Annotated in this window: 16 protein-coding genes; 10 read left to right on the top strand and 6 right to left on the bottom strand. The window is 69.5% G+C overall.

Annotated features, from left to right (window positions below; translation table 11 throughout):
* Positions 1-10 precede the first annotated feature (10 nt).
* The 4 genes from JNX00_RS17900 to JNX00_RS17885 are packed head-to-tail and all read right to left on the bottom strand — an operon-like array spanning position 11 to position 5,042.
* Positions 11-2,761: a sensor histidine kinase gene (locus JNX00_RS17900; RefSeq protein WP_204743060.1), complete on the bottom strand. Its 2,751-nt coding sequence runs from the start codon at positions 2,759-2,761 to the stop codon at positions 11-13.
* A complete protein-coding gene (locus tag JNX00_RS17895) occupies positions 2,761-3,006 on the bottom strand; it encodes a hypothetical protein (RefSeq protein ID WP_070397159.1) in 246 nt (81 codons plus the stop codon). Before JNX00_RS17895 ends, JNX00_RS17900 begins: the two co-directional genes overlap by 1 nt.
* Before the next feature lie 17 nt (positions 3,007-3,023).
* Entirely contained in the window at positions 3,024-3,395 is a 372-nt protein-coding gene (locus JNX00_RS17890) for a response regulator (protein ID WP_070397160.1), read from the bottom strand.
* Between the two features lie 45 nt (positions 3,396-3,440).
* Positions 3,441-5,042: a short-chain fatty acyl-CoA regulator family protein gene (locus tag JNX00_RS17885; protein ID WP_204743059.1), complete on the bottom strand. Its 1,602-nt coding sequence runs from the start codon at positions 5,040-5,042 to the stop codon at positions 3,441-3,443.
* Positions 5,043-5,272: 230 nt separating this feature from the next.
* Here JNX00_RS17885 and JNX00_RS17880 point away from each other — a divergent pair, with 230 nt between their 5' ends.
* The 5 genes from JNX00_RS17880 (at position 5,273) to JNX00_RS17860 (ending at position 11,583) form a co-directional block, all read left to right on the top strand.
* The gene (locus JNX00_RS17880; RefSeq protein ID WP_070397162.1) at positions 5,273-6,637 is read left to right on the top strand and encodes a substrate-binding protein; all 1,365 of its coding nucleotides are present in this window, start codon (positions 5,273-5,275) and stop codon (positions 6,635-6,637) included.
* 81 nt (positions 6,638-6,718) lie between these two features.
* Positions 6,719-7,594 carry a branched-chain amino acid ABC transporter permease gene (locus tag JNX00_RS17875; RefSeq protein WP_070397163.1) on the top strand — a complete coding sequence of 292 codons (876 nt, stop codon included), beginning with the start codon at positions 6,719-6,721 and terminating at the stop codon, positions 7,592-7,594.
* A gap of 13 nt (positions 7,595-7,607) precedes the next feature.
* Positions 7,608-9,461, top strand: coding sequence for a branched-chain amino acid ABC transporter ATP-binding protein/permease (locus JNX00_RS17870; RefSeq protein ID WP_204743058.1), 1,854 nt, complete (start codon positions 7,608-7,610; stop codon positions 9,459-9,461).
* Positions 9,462-9,522: 61 nt separating this feature from the next.
* Positions 9,523-10,221 (top strand): ABC transporter ATP-binding protein, encoded by a 699-nt coding sequence (locus tag JNX00_RS17865; protein WP_204743057.1) that lies wholly within the window; start codon positions 9,523-9,525, stop codon positions 10,219-10,221.
* Between the two features lie 159 nt (positions 10,222-10,380).
* Positions 10,381-11,583, top strand: coding sequence for a tetratricopeptide repeat protein (locus JNX00_RS17860; protein ID WP_175442771.1), 1,203 nt, complete (start codon positions 10,381-10,383; stop codon positions 11,581-11,583).
* On the opposite strand, the gene JNX00_RS17855 is transcribed toward JNX00_RS17860, so the two are convergent.
* Positions 11,580-11,864 carry an AraC family transcriptional regulator gene (locus JNX00_RS17855; protein WP_070397167.1) on the bottom strand — a complete coding sequence of 95 codons (285 nt, stop codon included), beginning with the start codon at positions 11,862-11,864 and terminating at the stop codon, positions 11,580-11,582. The genes JNX00_RS17860 and JNX00_RS17855 overlap by 4 nt on opposite strands.
* Before the next feature lie 54 nt (positions 11,865-11,918).
* Between JNX00_RS17855 and JNX00_RS17850 the strand changes: the two genes are divergently transcribed.
* The 5 genes from JNX00_RS17850 (at position 11,919) to JNX00_RS17830 (ending at position 15,159) form a co-directional block, all read left to right on the top strand.
* Positions 11,919-12,284 carry a YciI family protein gene (locus tag JNX00_RS17850; RefSeq protein WP_070397168.1) on the top strand — a complete coding sequence of 122 codons (366 nt, stop codon included), beginning with the start codon at positions 11,919-11,921 and terminating at the stop codon, positions 12,282-12,284.
* Between the two features lie 98 nt (positions 12,285-12,382).
* Positions 12,383-12,799 carry a YciI family protein gene (locus JNX00_RS17845; RefSeq protein WP_070397169.1) on the top strand — a complete coding sequence of 139 codons (417 nt, stop codon included), beginning with the start codon at positions 12,383-12,385 and terminating at the stop codon, positions 12,797-12,799.
* A 42-nt stretch (positions 12,800-12,841) separates the two neighbouring features.
* Positions 12,842-13,261, top strand: a complete 420-nt coding sequence (locus tag JNX00_RS17840; protein WP_204743056.1) for a VOC family protein — start codon at positions 12,842-12,844, stop codon at positions 13,259-13,261.
* 13 nt (positions 13,262-13,274) lie between these two features.
* On the top strand, positions 13,275-14,579 hold the full coding sequence (locus JNX00_RS17835) for an RNA polymerase sigma factor (protein WP_204743055.1): 1,305 nt from the start codon (positions 13,275-13,277) through the stop codon (positions 14,577-14,579).
* Positions 14,580-14,613: 34 nt separating this feature from the next.
* Positions 14,614-15,159 (top strand): phosphatase PAP2 family protein, encoded by a 546-nt coding sequence (locus JNX00_RS17830; RefSeq protein WP_204743054.1) that lies wholly within the window; start codon positions 14,614-14,616, stop codon positions 15,157-15,159.
* 8 nt (positions 15,160-15,167) lie between these two features.
* Here the strand turns inward: JNX00_RS17830 and JNX00_RS17825 are convergent, their stop codons facing one another.
* Entirely contained in the window at positions 15,168-16,229 is a 1,062-nt protein-coding gene (locus JNX00_RS17825; protein ID WP_204743053.1) for a hypothetical protein, read from the bottom strand.
* Between the last annotated feature and the right edge of the window lie 198 nt (positions 16,230-16,427).

Raw genomic sequence — 16,427 nt, 5'->3', positions numbered from 1 at the left:
GCGGCGGACGTCAATCGGCCAGGGGCGATGGCGCACGGGTGCTCATGGGCGTCGCCGTGGGGGGGCAGCACGCGAGCCGCACCTGGAAGCAATTGCCGGCTTGGCCACCGGGCCGTGCCGGCAGCAGCTTCAGCGAGCCGCCCAGCCGCTGCATGATCTGCCAGCTGATGGCCAGGCCCAGCCCGGCGCCCTGGGTCGCCGAGCGCGTGTGCGCCCAGCCGCGCGAGAACTTGGAGAAGATGCGCTCGCGCTCGCTCGGGTGGATGCCCGGTCCGTTGTCCTCGATCAGCGCGACGTACATGCCCTCGCGCACCGCGCTGCTGACAAGAACCCGCGGCGCATCGCTGGTGTTGTGCTGGATGGCATTGGCGATCAGATTGATGAATACCTGGGTCAGGTGATCGACGTCGGCCATCACCCGAACGCCGTCCAGGCGCGCCAGGCGCCGCGGCCGCACGCCGCTGGCGCTGCCCAGGCCCTCGCACAGGCTGAGCGCATTGTCCAGCGCGACCTCGGGGTCCACCGGCGTCAGCATCCAGGAAGCGGCGCCGTCTTCCAGCACGTTGAGATCGAGGATGCCGTCGAGCAGGCGTGTCATGCGCAGGCTCTGCTCGTGGATGATGCCCAGGAAGCGCTGCACCTGGGCGCGCTCCAGGTCGCCGCTGTCGAGCAGGATCTCGGCGAACGAGCGGATCGAGGTCATGGGCGTGCGCACTTCGTGGCTGACGTGGCTGAGGAAGTCGTCCTTCTGGCGGTCCAGCTGCGTCAGCCGTTCGTTGGCCAGGCGCAGTTCCGCGGCCGCCTCGGCGAGCTGGCGCGACTGGTTCTCCAGTTGCAGGTTGTAGGCGCGGATGCGCTCGGTCTCGTCGGCGATGCGCAGCAGCGCCGACAGGCTGATGGTCTCGCCGGTCACCACCTGAGAGATCATGGCGCGCGCCGAAGCGGCGCCCACGCTGCCGGCGAGCTTGCGTTCCAGCTCGGCGATCAGCGTTTCGTCGGCGATCGGCTCGTTGGCTCCCGCGTCGCTGCCCGCGCCGCCTTCCAGCAGCTGGCGCGCCTCGTCCACCCCCATCAGGCGCTGGGCCAGGATGTTCAGATCGGAGGTGGTGGCCGAGCGACTGACGAAGCGCGAGGTGTCGCCCAGCGGGTCGCGGAACACGTCGATGAACAGGGCGCTTTGCAGCCGCTCCAGCGGCTTGGGATCGCGCAGCAGCGACACGCCGACGAACAGCAGCACGTTCAACGTGAAGCTCCAGAACACCGAATGGACCAGCGGGTCCAGTCCATCGAGGCCGAACAGCGCATAGGGGCGCAGCCAGTGCAGGCCGAAGGGCCCGTCGGCCATGGTGGCCGCCGACAGCAGCCAGTCGCCTTTGAAGCTGGGCAGCAGCAGGGTATAGGCCCACACAGCGGCGCCAGCGCAGAGCCCTGCGGCCGCGCCGCGCCCGGTGGCCTGGCGCCAGAACAAGCCGCCGAGCAGGGCGGGCAGGAGCTGAACGATGCCGGCGAAAGAGGTCAGTCCGATGGATGCGATGGGGTTGAAGCGCGCGTTCAGCCTGAGGTAGAGAAAGCCCAGCAGCAGGATCAGGCAGATGCTGATGCGTCGGCTGCGCAGCAGCAGGCGGCGCATGTCGCCACTGGCGGCCAGCGACAGCCGCGGCAGCCGAAGCGCCACCGGAAGGATCAGGTGGTTCGACACCATCGTCGACAGCGCGATCGCGGCGACGATGACCATCGAGGTCGCCGCCGAGAAGCCGCCCAGGAACGCCAGCAGCGCGACCTCGGGGCGCTGGGCCCACAGGGGCAGCGTGAGCATGAACATGTCCGGATTGGCGCCGGCCGGCAGCCATGTCAGCCCGGCGATCGCGATCGGCAGCACGAACAGGGTGATCAAGAACAGGTACAGCGGGAACAACCACGAGGCGGTGCGCAGGTGGCGCTCGTTGCCGATTTCCACCACCGTGACCTGGAACTGGCGCGGCAGGCACACCACCGCCGCGGCCGACAGGAAGACCACCGTGACCCAGCGTGGGCCGAGCACCTGCTCGCTGCGCAGCAGCTGCGCCGGCATGTGCGCGAAGATCTCGCCCGGACCGTCGGCGATGCCGAACACCACCAGCAGCCCGACCCCGAGCATCGCCACCAGCTTGACCATCGCTTCGAGCGCGATGGCCGCGACCACGCCGTGGTGGCGCTCGTCGACGTCGATGTTGCGCGTGCCAAACAGGATGGCGAACACCGCCATGCCGACGGCGACCCCGAGCGCCAGCGTCGAGTCGCCCCGCGGACCAAACATGCCGCCATCGGCGTGCGCGCCGCTGATCACCTCGAAGCTGGCGACCACTGCCTTGAGCTGAAGTGCGATATAGGGCGTGGACGCCACCACGGCGATGACCGTCACCAGCGCCGCCAGCGCCGTGCTCTTGCCGTAGCGCGAGGACACCATGTCGGCGATGGACGTGATGCGGTGCACCCGGCCGATGCGAACCAGCTTGCGCAGCAGCAGCCACCAGCCGACGAACACCAGCATCGGGCCGATGTAGACCGCGGCGAACTCGATGCCGTCGCGCGTGGCCGATCCGACCATGCCGTAGTAGGTCCACGACGTGCAGTAGATCGAGATCGACAGCGTGTAGACGACCGGTGAGCTCAGCCACCCCAGGCGCCCCTGGCCGGCCCGCCAGTCACCGAAGAAAGCGACGGCGAACAGAAGCGCGACGTAGATGAGCGCCGCGGCGAGGACGACGTCGCCGGACAGCATCAGCCAGGCGGTGGCTCGGGCGGCCGGCGCTCGGAGGCGCTCAGGCGGCGCGCCAGCAGCGCGGCCAGGGCGATCAGCAGGCCCCACACACCGAACACGTAGAGGACCATGACCGGGATGCCGGCCAGCCGCGCGTCGGGCGGAAACAGCCCGATGAACGGAGGCATGAGCAGGAACAGGCCGGTGAACGGCAGCAGCACGGCCGCGTCTTTGAGGCGGGCCCGGGCGGCGAAGCGCGAATCCATGGCGGGGCCTGCGGTGTCTAGGCGGCCTCGGCCATGCGCCGCAACTGCTCGACAACGTCCCGATTGGAGAACGGCTTGGTCATGTAGGCACTGGCGCCAACTTCCTCGGCGATGCGCCGATCGGACGCCTGCGTCTTGGCCGTCAAGACCAGCACCGGCAGCCCCTGCAGCGCCGGGTCAGCGCGCACCTGTTTGAGTACCTCGAAGCCGTTGACGCCGGGCAGCATCACGTCGAGCACCAGGACCTGCGGCGGGTCGGCGCGCAGGCGGCGCAGCGCGCTCTCGCCGTCCGCCACGCAGGTGACCTGGAAGCCCTCTCGGCCCAGGATGAAGCGCAGGGATTCGGTGATGTTCGCCTCGTCCTCGGCGATCAAAACGCGCATGGTCATCGATGTCTCCGTCGACCGGGGCGCTTGCCGGCCGTGCAGCAAAGTCTATGCCGACCCGGCGTCGGTGGATATCGAGTCAATCCCTGCGTGGATGATGGGTTCTTCCTCGCGCCAGTCGCAACCGGGGCGCAGGCACAGCCGGCAGGTCTGGCCCACGGGGACGGCCGGCGCGGCCGAGGAGAGGTTCAGCCCGTCGGCGTACACCATCTGGTCGGCTTGCAGGGCGTCGCAAGACAGCATCACCGAGACGAAACGCCGAGGCACCTGCCAGGTCAGGCGCGGCTTTTCCACCGCCCGCGCCAGCAGCAGGAAGCGCTGGGCGTTCGGAAATTCAACCAGCTGGCGTTCCAGAACGCCTGGGGTCTGGAAGGCTTTGTAGACCGCCCACAGCGGGCAAGCGTTGCCGTAGCGCGGCAGCGGCATGCCGGGCAGGGGGAAGCGCTTGGTCATGTGGCCGGCCGGATCGGCGCGCATAAAGCCGAAGCGCACGCCTTGTGCACCGGGCCGCCGCAGCGTGACCAGCCGGTGGCATACCTGCTCGAAGCTGGCATCGAAGCGGCGGCACAGGTGGTCGATGTCGTAGCGCGTGCGGCGGGCGGCGGCCAGAAAGGCGTCGTAGGGCATGAGCACCGCGGCGGCCGTGTAGGCGCCGAGCGCGCGCCGGGCACCCCGTCGCGCGGCATCGGTTTGCAGCGAGGCGTCGAGCAGCGCATCGATGGCTTCTCCCGACGCCAGTTGGGCCGCCAGGCGCGCCAACTCGAAGCGGCGCGTGGTGCCGGGCAGAACCTCCAGCAACGTGCAGCGTCGGGCGTGGGCATCGAACCAGGTGCCATGCCGCGCGTGCGCGGCGTTCGCTGGTGGCTCGGCCGCGAACACCACCTGCACGCCGTGCATGCGCTGCAGGTAGCGCACCAGCCGCCGTTCGATGTCGCTGTCGGGGCCGCCGACGGCGGCGCGCAGCGCCAGCGCAGCGTCTTCCAACGCCGGGAAGTGGCTGTCGTGTTCTGCGATGAAGTCGTCCACGTCGTCCATCGGCGTGAGCGAGCGCGCGCTGACGCGAGAGGGCTCGAAGAAATCCGCGAGCGCGCTTGCCACCTCCGCCAGTCGTCGGCTGTCGTCGCCGATGATGGCCAGGAAGCGCGAGCGTTGCGCCGCGTCAAGTTCCCCCTGGTCGGCCATGATTTCGCAGGCCGAGCGGATCGCCGTCACCCGCGTCAGCAGGCGATGCACGGCGTCGCCCAGGAAGGGGTCTTGGTTCAGCCGGTCGGACAGCGCGGCGGCGGCCTGTCGGCTGTCGCGCAGGCTGCGATGGAGCGACACCAGCGCCTGGGCCCATTCGGGGTGCCCGGCGGCGAGGTCGGCCGCGCTGGCCGGGTCGGGCGCGCGCGAGGCGATGGCGGGGTCGGCCGCCGCCTCGCCCAGGTCGTCGATGAGCCGGCGCTCGGCCGCACGGTCGAAGTCGTCCACCGGCACCGACAGCGCGTCGGCCACGCGCTTGAGCAAGGCGCCGGCAATCGGCCGGCGGCTGCTCTCGATCAGGTTCAGGTAGGAAGCCGATATGCCGATGCTGTGCGCCAGCCCCGCCTGGGTCAGGCCGAGCGCCTTGCGGCGATCGCGGATCTTGGGGCCGACGAGGGTGCGGGGCATCGGGGCGCGGGCGGGGCGAATTTGCTGCGTCGCAGTGTCAATTGTTGACAGCGCTTTGACAAGCGATTTTCGTTTCTTCACCAAATCGGCGGCCATGCTCCAACCGCTGTTGCGGGGCGCATGGGCAACTGCGATCCTGCATTCAGACAGGCAGCCGCCACGCGCAAGGCGTCGGCCTCCGCGGCAATGGCCTGGGCCGAAACCAGACCCCTCTCCACGAAAGGAAAGCAGTGTCCAAGTTCACGCTCCCCCAGGAAACGACGCCCCCCATCTCGCGCCGCGACGTGCTGTACCGAGGCGCAGGCATCGCCGGAACGGCCTTGCTCGGCAACTTCGCTGGCGTGCAATGGGCCTACGCCGAGGACAAGTCGGCCATCGGCACCTGGCCGGCCGGCTCGCAGGGCGACACGGTCTACATCGGTGCTGCGGTGCCGCTCACCGGCACCTACGCGGCGCAAGGTGAGGACGAGCTCAAGGGTTGGCAGCTCGCGGTCGAGCACATCAACACCAACCACGAGTTGATGAAGAAGCTCGCGCCGAAGATCGACAAGGGCGTGCTCGGCAAGAAGGTCGAACTGCTCTCGGCCGACTCTGCTGCCAAGCCCAACCAGGGCGTGCAGGTGCAGCAGACCTTCATCAACCAGAAGAAGATCATTCTGATGACCGGCTCCACCTCGTCGGCGGTGGCGGTGGCGCTCAACAAGTTTGCGCAGCGCGAGAAAATTCTCTATATGCCGGGCATCTCGGGGTCCAACGACACCACCGGCAAGGACTGCGTGCGGTATGGCTTCCGGCAAGGCTTCTACGGCGAAATGGCGGCCAACGCGATCGGCCCCATCCTGGTCAAGACATTCGGGAAGAACCGCAAGGCGGCGTTCATGACGCCGGACTACACGTACGGCCACACCACCACGAAATCGGTTGAGGACTACCTGACCAAGAACGCCGGCTGGACCGTCGTCACGAACCAGGTATCACCGCTGGGCACGCAGGACTTCAGCCAATACCTCACCAACATCATGAATTCGGATGCCGAGTTCCTGATCAACGTCAACTGGGGTCGAGACGCCGTGCTGTCGACGCAGCAGGCCAAGCAGTTCGGTCTCATCCCCAAAATGACACTCGTTCTGCCCTACCAGATTCCCTTCATCGCCAAGGAGGCGGGACCGGACCTCACCGCTGGCGTTTTCGCCGCGACCGACTTCTGGTGGACGCTGGAAGACAAGTACCCGCTGGCGAAGATGTTCGTGGACGCCTTCCGCCAGAAGCACGGCTACCGACCCGAGTGGGGCGCCGAGAACGCCTACGTCAGCTTCGCGCACTGGGCGCGCATGGTCACGCAGGCCGGCAGCTTCTACCCGCCCGACGTCATCCGGCAGTTCGAGAAGGGTGAAACGATTCCTTCTCTGCTGGGCGATGTCCACTACCGGCCGCAGGACCACCAGTGCGTGCGCCCCGTGGTCATCGTGCGCGGCAAGGCCAAGAAGGACATGAAGAACAACGAGGACTTCTGGGAAGTGGTCGAGATCGTGCCCGGCGACACAGTGATCCAGCCACCCGATGCGTTCGGCTGCAAGCCGGGTGACTACACCTGAGGGTCGCTGCGTCCGCTTCGCCGGACGCAGCGCTGCGCATCGGCCTGCGGGTCGATCCATCGACGAAAAGGGCTGTACCGCGTGATCAACTGGGCCAATTTCATCTCGCAATGCTTCAACGGGCTGGTGCTGGGCGCATTGCTGGCGCTCATCTCCTCCGGCCTGACGATCATCTATGGCACGCTGGGCGTACTCAACCTCGCGCACGGCGCCATGTTCATGCTGGGCGGCTACGCGGGCTGGGTGGCCTGGAGCTACTCGGGCTCTTTCCTCGTGGCCATCCTCGCCGGCTCGTTGTTCGTCATGCTGGTGGGCCTGTTGACCGAGCGGCTGATCATCCGGTATTTCTATGCGCGTCCTCCCGAAGACCAGTTGCTCGTGACCTTCGGGCTGGGCATCGTGTTCGTCGAGGCCGTGCGCTTTTTCTTCGGCAGCCTGTCGAAACGGCTGCCGCCGCCCGACGCGCTGGTGGGCATCACGCCGCTGGGTTTCATGATGTACCCGACCTACCGGCTGGCCCTGCTGGGCATTGTGGCCGCGGCGCTGGTGTTGCTGTATTTCGTGCTCTATCGAACGCGCATCGGCATGATCGTTCGCGCAGGCATCGAGGACGCGACCATGGTCAGCTCGCTCGGCATCAACGTCTACAGGATCTTCATGCTGGTGTTTGGCATCGGCGCGATGGCGGCTGGCTTCGCTGGCGTGGTCAATGCCCCGGTCGTCGCAATCGCGCCAGACGTCGGCGACGCCATCCTGGTGCAGACCTTCGTCGTCGTGGTCATCGGTGGCGTCGGATCTTTCCCCGGGGCCGTCCTGGGAGGACTGATCGCTGGCGAGATCATCTCCATCACCTCCATGTTCAATCCTGCCTATTCCTACGTCATGCTGTTCGTGGCGATGACGCTGGTGCTGGTGCTGCGTCCTCACGGGCTGCTCGGCACGGCAAGTCGCGAGTAACACCGCTCTCCCGATGCACAGACAACGCCCCTTTCTCGTCGAAGCACTGACGCTGCTCGCGCTGATCGCCGCCCCCTTCGTCCTGCCCCTGCTGGGCTTCTCGCCCACCACCATCAACCGGATCCTCATCATGGGGCTGGTCGGCATCGGCTTCGACCTGTTGTTCGGCTACACGGGGCTGCTGTCGTTCGGCCAGTCGGCGTTCTTCGGCACCGGCGGCATGTTCGCCGCCTACCTGCTCACGCAGACGACGTTCGACAACACGGTCGTCGCAGTGGTACTCGGAACGCTCGTCGCAGGGGCCATCGGTTACGTGATCGGGCTGATCGCCCTGCGGCGCACCGGCATCTACTTCGCCATGATCACCGTGGCGATCGCCGAGGTCTTCTTCTTCGTCGAGTTCAACCCGCTCTCGGCCTTCACGGGCGGCGAGAACGGTCTGCCGGGCGTGCCGCCACCGAATCTGAAGCTGGGCTTCACGACACTCGGCTTCGAGAGCAACCAGGCGATGTACGTGTTCTTCGCGTTCTGGTACTTCGTCGCGCTGGTGCTGGCGCTGCGCATCGTGCGCTCGCCGGTGGGCCTGCTGTTGCGCGCCATCCGCGACAACCCGCAGCGCGCGCAGGCGCTCGGTCACAACATTCACGGCTACAAGCTCACCATCTTCGTCGTCGCCGCGATGTACGCGGGATTCGCCGGTGGCCTGCTCGGACTCATGCAAGGCTTCATGCCGCCCGATGCGTTCATGTTCCACACCTCGGGAGAGATCGTCATGATGACGGCCATCGGCGGCGCGGGCACCCTGTTCGGTCCGCTGGTGGGCGCGGCGACCTGGCTGCTGCTGAGCGATTTCCTGCAGACGACGCTCCACCTGGGCGCCACCTGGAAGCTGGTGCTGGGCCTGGTGTTCGTGTTGCTCGTGGTGTTTCTTCGCCGCGGAATCGTGGGAGCCCTCGTCGATGCCTATCGGATCGTCACGCGTGGCCGCGGGCCGGCGGCGCGGCGGTCAAATGGCGCTGCGTCCATGGCATCCGGGTCGGCGTTCGCTAGCACGGCCACCACCAGCCGTCACAAGCCGACCACCAGCCGCAGCGGCCCCGTGCTGCAGGTGACGGGTCTGAGCAAGCGCTATGGGGGACTGATGGCCAACAGCGATATCGACTTCACCGTCGATCACGGCGAGATCCGCGGGATCATCGGACCGAACGGCGCGGGCAAGAGCACCTTCTTCAAGATGCTCACCTGCGAGGTCACGCCGAGCGCCGGCAAGATCGTGTTCGATGGGCGAGACATCACCAGCCTGGGCGTTACCGATGCCTGCCAGCTCGGGCTCACGAAGAGCTACCAGATCAACCAGCTCTTCGAGCGGCTGACCGTGCAGCAGAACCTCAGCATCGCCGCGCTCGGCGAGGTTCGCGGCAAATTCAGGCTGGACCTGTTCCGCAGCCTGTGGAAGGTGCCGGGCCTGGACGCGCTGGTGCACGACACCGCGGCGCTGGTTCATCTGAGCGACCGGCTCGACACGCCCGTGTCAGAGCTCGCCTATGGCGAGAAGCGGCGGCTTGAGATCGGGCTGGCACTGGCCACGTCCCCCAGCCTGCTGCTGTTGGACGAGCCGCTCGCCGGCATGAGTCCGCAGGAGCGCGTCGAGACCGTGGCGCTGCTCAAGTCGATCGCGTTGGGTCGCACGATGATCGTTATCGACCACGACATGGATTCGCTGTTCGAGCTGGTGCAGAAAGTCACTGTGCTGCAGGAAGGTCGCGTGCTGGTGGAAGGCACGGCCGATGAGATCAAGACCAACGTGAAGGTCCAGGAGGCCTACCTTGGCGGGCTGCATGCCCAGGAAGAGGCATTGAACGCATGAGACACCGATCCGCAGATCCGCAGAGGGCTTGCGCCGCCATCCCGAGGGCGGAGGGCACCTCATGAACTTGCTCGAAGTCACTGGGCTGAACAGCCACTACGGCGATAGCCACATCCTGTTCGATGTCGCGCTCCAGGTGAAAAAGCACGAGGTGGTGGCGCTGCTGGGCCGCAACGGCGCGGGCAAGTCCACCACGCTCAAGAGCCTCATGGGCGTGGTTCGGCCGACATCCGGGAGCGTCAGACTCGACGGCGCGGAGCTGGTCGGCCGGCCCGCGCACGACATTGCGCGGGGCGGCGTGCAGCTGGTTCACGAAGACCGCCGCATCTTCGGCAGCCTCAATGTCGAGGAGAACATCGTCCTTGCCGGGCTGACCGCCGACAACCGATGGCCGCTGGAGCGCATCTACGACATGTTTCCACGGCTCAAGGAGCGACGCGCCAGCCGGGGCACCGACCTCTCGGGAGGCGAGCAGCAGATGCTGGCGATCGCGCGCGCGCTGGTGCGAAATCCGAAGATCGTGTTGCTCGACGAGCCGTTCGAGGGGCTCGCGCCGGTCATCGTGGAGGACCTGGTGCGCATCTGCCACGAACTGGCGCGGGCTGGGCAGACCATTGTGCTGGTCGAGCAGAACCTGGCCGCCACGCTGGCATTGGCTAACCGCGTGTACATCATCGGCAACGGCCACATCGTGCACGAAGCGCCCGCCGCCGAGCTCAAGGCACAGCCCGATCTTCTTCAGCGCTACCTCGGCGTCTAGGCCCAGAGGGGCCGCTGCCGCTGAGGCGCCGCAATGCCGATGGACGTGGGCTTGTTGCCTGGAGCGCGATTGTTTGGCACGCAAGGCGGTGGCGAAAGCGCCATGCGCCCCTCGCGCCTGGGTAGGATGCGCGTCTTCGTCGCTTCCTTGCCCGCCGACATGTCAGACGACACCACCGAACGCGCCAAGGCGCATTTTTTTGCCGGCAACGCGCACTTCGAAGCCGGCCGCCTGGACGCCGCGCGCGCCGACTACGAGGCGGCGCAGGCGCTCGTGCCGGGCCGGCCGTCGGTGCTGGCCAACCTGGGCGTCACGCTGTGCCGGCTGGGCCAATGGGACGCCGCCATCGAGCGCCTGGACGCCGCGCTGCTCGCCGACCCGACGCACCGCGACGCCTGGGCGGCCCTGGGCCTCAGCCGCGAAGCGCTGAACCAGTGGGCTGGTGCGGCGCACGCGCTGCGCCAGGCTATCGCGCTGGGTGCCCTCCTGCCGAGCCTGTACCTCGCGCTGTCGCATTGCGAGCTGCGCCAGGAGCGCTGGCGCGAGGCCCTGCAGGCGCTCGACGACGCGCTGGAGATCGACCCGCGCGAGCCCGAGGTTTGGAGCCAGCGCGGCCACTTGCTGCGCGAGAGCGGTCAGCTCAAGGAGGCCGCGCGCTCCTACGAACAGGCCCTGCAGCACGGTGCCGAGCCCGCGCTGCACCGCCACTACCTCGCTTCGGTGCAGGACCTGCGCGATCCGCCGCCCCCGCCGCCGGTGTACGCGGGCGCGCTGTTCGACCAGTACGCGGACGACTTTCAGGACCACCTGCTCGCGCAGCTGCGGTACGCCGCGCCCGATACCCTGCTCAAGCCGCTGCTGGCCGAGGGTCGGCGGATCGGCCTGGTGCTGGACCTGGGTTGCGGCACCGGCCTGTGCGGCCGCTTGATCGCGCCGATCGCCGACGCCGTCGAGGGCGTGGACGCGTCGCACGCCATGGTGGAACGCGCCCGCGCCAGCGGCGCGTACCGCGGGGTGGTGCACGGCGACCTGCTCGGCTTCCTGCGCGCCAGCAACGTCCCGGCCGATCTCATCGTCGCCGCCGACGTGTTCATCTACGTGGGGCCGCTCGACGCGGTCTTCGCCGCCGTCGCCGCCCGCCTGGCCAGTGGTGGCCGCTTTGCCTTCAGCGTTGAGCGAGCCGATCCCGGGCGCGACCTGCAGCTGCGCCCCAGCCTGCGCTACGCGCATTCGCGCGAACAGATCGAGCGCCTGGCCGCCGCTCACGGTTTCGCGGTGCAGGCCATCGAGGCCGGGCCGATACGGGAAGAGCAGGGCCGGCCCGTGATGGGCTGGTACGCCTGGCTGCGCCGCGCCGCCTAGCCCGCGCGGCGCCGCGCCACCCAGATCACCGCGCCGGCCTCGCCGTAGCGTTCGGCGTGCGGCACCTCGTGGCCCAGGGAGAAGGGCGCACCCGCCCGCAGGTGCTGCGTGTCTTCGCCGCAGGATAGCCACATCTCGCCCTCGGCGACGAAGGCCTTCACCGAGAACGGGTGGGTGTGGGTGCCCAGCACCGTGTTCGGCGCCCAGCGGCGCTCCAACACCTCATCGAAGCCTTCGGCCAGGGCCTGGTCACGGAACGCATCGAACGGTGGGGTGTTCATGGCGGGGCATTGTGCGTCTAGGATGCGCGCTTTGCCTACCGGGAGAACACGCAGGTGTCTTACATGCTGCTCATCATCGAACCCGCCGGCCAGCGCGCCGAGCGCACCGAAGCGCAGGGCCGCGAGGTCTATGCCCGCATGCAGGCCTTCGGCGACGCGCTGCGCGCGCAGGGCAAACTCAGGGCGGTGGAGTCGCTCGCCGGCCTGGGCGACGCGGTGCGCGTGAGCCAGGCGCCTGGTGCGGCGCGCCGGCTCGACGGACCCTTTGCCGAAGCCAAGGAAATGGTGGGCGGCTTCTTCCTGCTCGACGGCGTGACGCGCGAGGAGGCCATCGAGCTGGCCCGCCAGTGCCCGGCGGCCGAGTGGGCCACGGTCGAGGTGCGCGGCCTGGCGCCCTGCTTCGACGAGAGTCGGGCCTAGGGTTTTTACCTAGATTCACCCCGTCGAAACCCGGCGCGATGAGCCGTCGTGGGGATGAAGCGGGCGAAACGGTTGCCCGCGCCGTCCAGGAGAGTCCCATGCGATTCATGATCATCGTGCGCTCCATCCCCGAGTTCGAGGCCGAGACCACACCCAGCCCCGACCCCGCCGTGTTCGACGCCATGCTGCGCTTCCACGAGGAGCTGGCCCGGGCCGGTGTGCTGCTCGACGCCTCGGGCCTGCACCCCAGCCGCAAGGGCTGGCGGGTGCAGCACGGCCCCGGCGCGCCGCGCGTCGTCGACGGCCCCTTCGCCGAGGCCAAGGAACTCATCGCCGGCTACACCCTGATCCAGGTGCGCAGCCGCGACGAGGCCATCGAGTGGTCGCGCCGCTTCCCCAACCCGGTGGGCGAAGGCAAGCCCGCCGTGGTCGAGGTGCGCCAGCTCATCGAGCTCGACGAAATCCAGGCCGACGGTCCCAGCGTGGAGGCTTTCCGCCAGATGTTGCAGGCCTGATCCCGCCGCCCCCACCACCCACCCCCGACCCAGGAACCTCCCATGTCCCGCCAGATCTTCGTCAACCTGCCCGTCGCCGACCTGCCGCGCGCCCGCGCCTTCTACACCGGCCTGGGCTTCACGCTCAACCCGCAGTTCAGCAACGACCAGGGTGCCTGCATCGTCATCAGCGAACACGTCTACGTGATGCTGCTCGTGCGCCCCTTCTTCCAGACCTTCACCCACCTGCCGGTGGCCGAGCCGGCCAAGGCCACGGCCGTGCTCAACGCGCTGTCGTGCGAGAACCGCGCCGAGGTCGAGTCCTTCGTCGCCAAGGCCCTGGCCGCCGGCGGCAGCACGCCCAACCCGGCCAAAGACCACGGCTTCATGTACCAGCACGGTTTCGCCGACCCGGACGGCCACCAGTGGGAGGTGTTCTACATGGACGAGGCGGCGTTCGCCCAGCAGGCGCAGCAGGCCTGAGGCGCGGCGACCGATGCACAGTGCCATCCACCAGCGCATCGCCGCCACCTGGCGACTGGAGTCGGCCCAGGTGGTGGCGGCCGTCATGCGCCGCGTGCGCGACCTCGGCGTGGCCGAGGACATCGCACAGGACGCGCTGGTGGCGGCCCTGGAGCACTGGCCGAAGGACGGCATCCCCGACAAGCCCGGGGCCTGGCTGATGCGCACCGCGCTCAACCGCGCGCTCGACCACCTGCGCCAGCGCGCCACGCGCGAGGGGCACGAGGCCGACATCGCCGCCGACCTGGTGGCCCTGCAGGCCGACCGCGCGCCCGACGTGGCCGAGCTGGTGGACGCCGCACGCCGCGACCCGATCGGCGACGACCTGCTGCGCCTGATCTTCACCGCCTGCCACCCCGTGCTCTCGGCCGACGCGCGCGTCGCGCTCACGCTCAAGCTGCTGGGCGGCCTGAGCACGCACGAGATCGCGCGCGCCGTGCTGCAGACCGAGTCCACCGTGGCGCAGCGCATCGTGCGCGCGCAGCGCACCCTGCGCGACGCGGGCGTGCCCTTCGAACTGCCGCACGGCCCCGCGCTGGCCGAGCGCCTGGGCTCGGTGCTGGAGGTCATCTACCTCATCTTCAACGAGGGCTACACGGCCACGCGGGGCAGCGACTGGATGCGCCCCGCGCTGTGCGACGAGGCGCTGCGCCTGGCGCGCGTGCTGGCCGATCTGATGCCGCGAGAGCCCGAGGCGTTGGGCCTGCAGGCGCTGCTGGAGATCCAGGCCTCGCGCAGCGCCGCGCGCACCGACGCGCAGGGCCACCCCGTGCTGCTGGAGCAGCAGGACCGCGCGCGCTGGGACCGCCTGCTCATCCGCCGCGGGCTGGACGCGCTGTCGCGCGCCGACCTCATCACCGAATCGCCCGGCCCCTACCAGTTGCAGGCGGCCATCGCCGCCTGCCATGCGAGCGCCGCCTCGGTGGAGTCCACCGACTGGGCGCGCATGGCCGCGCTGTACGCCGAGCTGGCGCGCCTGGCGCCCTCGCCCGTGGTGGAGCTCAACCGCGCGGTGGCGGTGTCGCGCCACGCTGGCCCGGCCGCTGGCCTGGCCGTGCTCGCGCCGCTGTTGCAAGAGCCCGCGCTGGCGCGCTACCCCTGGCTCAGCGCGGTGTGCGGCGACCTGCTGCAACAGCTGGGTCGCCGGGCGCAAGCGCGCGAGGCCTTCGAGCGCGCCGCCAGCCTCACCCAGAACGAGGCCGACCAGGCCCTGATGCGCGAGCGCGCCGAGGCGCTGCGCGACACCCCGGCGCAACCGCCCCGAGCCGACCGCGCTTAACGCGCCTGTCATCTGCGCGCCGCACAGTGCGCGGATGGCCGACCAGACGCTTCCCTTCGCGCCCGCCAGCCCCTGGCTGCGGGTCGACATCTGGCTGTTCCGCCGCCTCGGCGCGGGGCGCGGCCCGGTCGCCGCGCTGGTGCTGGCGCGGCTGGTCGCGCGCTGGAGCTGGCTGCCGCTGCTGGCGCTCGTGGTGCTGGTGTCGCTGCCGCACCCGCTGGGGCCGGCCCTGACCTTGCTGTGCCTGGCCTGGGCCGGGCTGGTGCAGCTGGCGGGCAAGCGCCTGGCGCGCCGCTGGCAGGCGCAGCGGCCCTTTGCATTGGGCTTGTGCCCCAACCACTTGGGCCACGGCGGCCGCGCGGGCTTCCCGAGCAGCCATGCCCTGGTGATGGGCGCCGTGTTGGGCGCGCTGCTGCCGCACACCGGCAGCGGGGCGCTGATCACCGCCATGGCGGCCGTGGCCTTGGCCACCGGCTGGGCGCGCGTGCACACCGGCGCGCACTTCCCGCTCGACGTGCTCGCGGGCCTGGCCCTGGGCCTGGCGAGCGGCCTGGCCTTCGGGCTCGTGCTGCCGACGTGATGGCCCGCTCAGGCCGGTTCCCTGACCCCGATGCCGGGGCGGTGCTGGTGCTGGGTCCCGCTCGCTGGCCCTGGCGGCGCCTCGTCCGCCGGCCACCGTGACGGACGGGTGCCCCGGCCGGCCTGCGACCCATGGAGGATGGCCAGCAGGGCGATCAGCGCCTGGCGCCCGCCGGGCGGCGTGTCGAACGCGCTCAGCAGGGGAAGCTTCTCGACATCGTCGATGAAGCGCCGAAGGGCGCTGGGGGCGCCCGCGCCCTGGCGCAGCTGGTCCTCGATCAGCGGGCCGATCAGATCGTGCGCCGGGTCGGGTGAACCGCCGCACAGCGCGGGCAGCAGTTCCGGCAGGCGCTGCATCAGGGCGGGCAGGCGCTCGTCCAGCAGCAGCGCCAGGTGCAGGTCCATGCGGTGCAGGGCGAGGGCCTTCGACACCGGCGCCGGGCCAGCCTCGATCGCCCGGTCGCGCTCGGCGCTCACGGCGAAGGGCATGGCGTGGCGCGCGTAGCCCATCGGTTCGCCTTGCACCGACACGTGGCTGAGGGCGTCGTGGCAGTCCTGGCCTCCGCCGGCCACCGTGAAGGGGGCGGCGGCGAACAGCGTGGCGGGGCGCCCCAGCCAGACGGCCATGCTGGCGGCCAGGGCCGCGCCCATGCCGTGACCGGTGAAGAACAGGCGGCCAGGGTCCTGTCCCTGCCGCTGGGCCGACGCCACCACCGCGAGGCAGTGCGTTATCGCCTGGCGCCGCAGCTCAGTGCCGATCTCGACTCCTTGGCGGCCGAGCACCAGGCTCAGCCCCAGCAACAGCTCGGGCAAGTCCTGCCGCGCAGGGCCCGGCAGCGCCGAAGGCAGGTCCCGGCCTCGGTAGGCCACCACCATGTCCCCCGTGGACGGGTTGAGATACGCCCTGGCGCCGAAGCCGCCGCCGTGCAGGGCTTGCTCAGCCTGCGCCGCCAGGGGCGGCGCTTGCAAGGCCTTCCAGCCCGGCAGCAAGGGGGTGCGGTGCGACCCCCCGGACAAGGGGCCGATGCCGACGGCCCACGCGAGATGGGCGCATTCAATGAGGGATGCCATACGTTGGTTTCTCCATGGGGGTGGACCGCGGGGCCGGCCGGCGCCGGGCTGGGCACGATAGGGTGTGCACTGCGGCGGGAATACACGGGCGGGGTACAGGCGGCTCCCCCAGGTGGGGGAGGGCCGTGCGCGGTCCTTCGGGTGCCCGCCACGGGCGAACACCGATGGCGTGCGACGAAGCGCACCCTCACACTCGCG

This window comes from Hydrogenophaga sp. YM1 (assembly GCF_016903055.1).
Classification (GTDB): domain Bacteria; phylum Pseudomonadota; class Gammaproteobacteria; order Burkholderiales; family Burkholderiaceae_C; genus Hydrogenophaga; species Hydrogenophaga borbori.
This window is presented reverse-complemented; position numbering and strand designations above follow the sequence as displayed.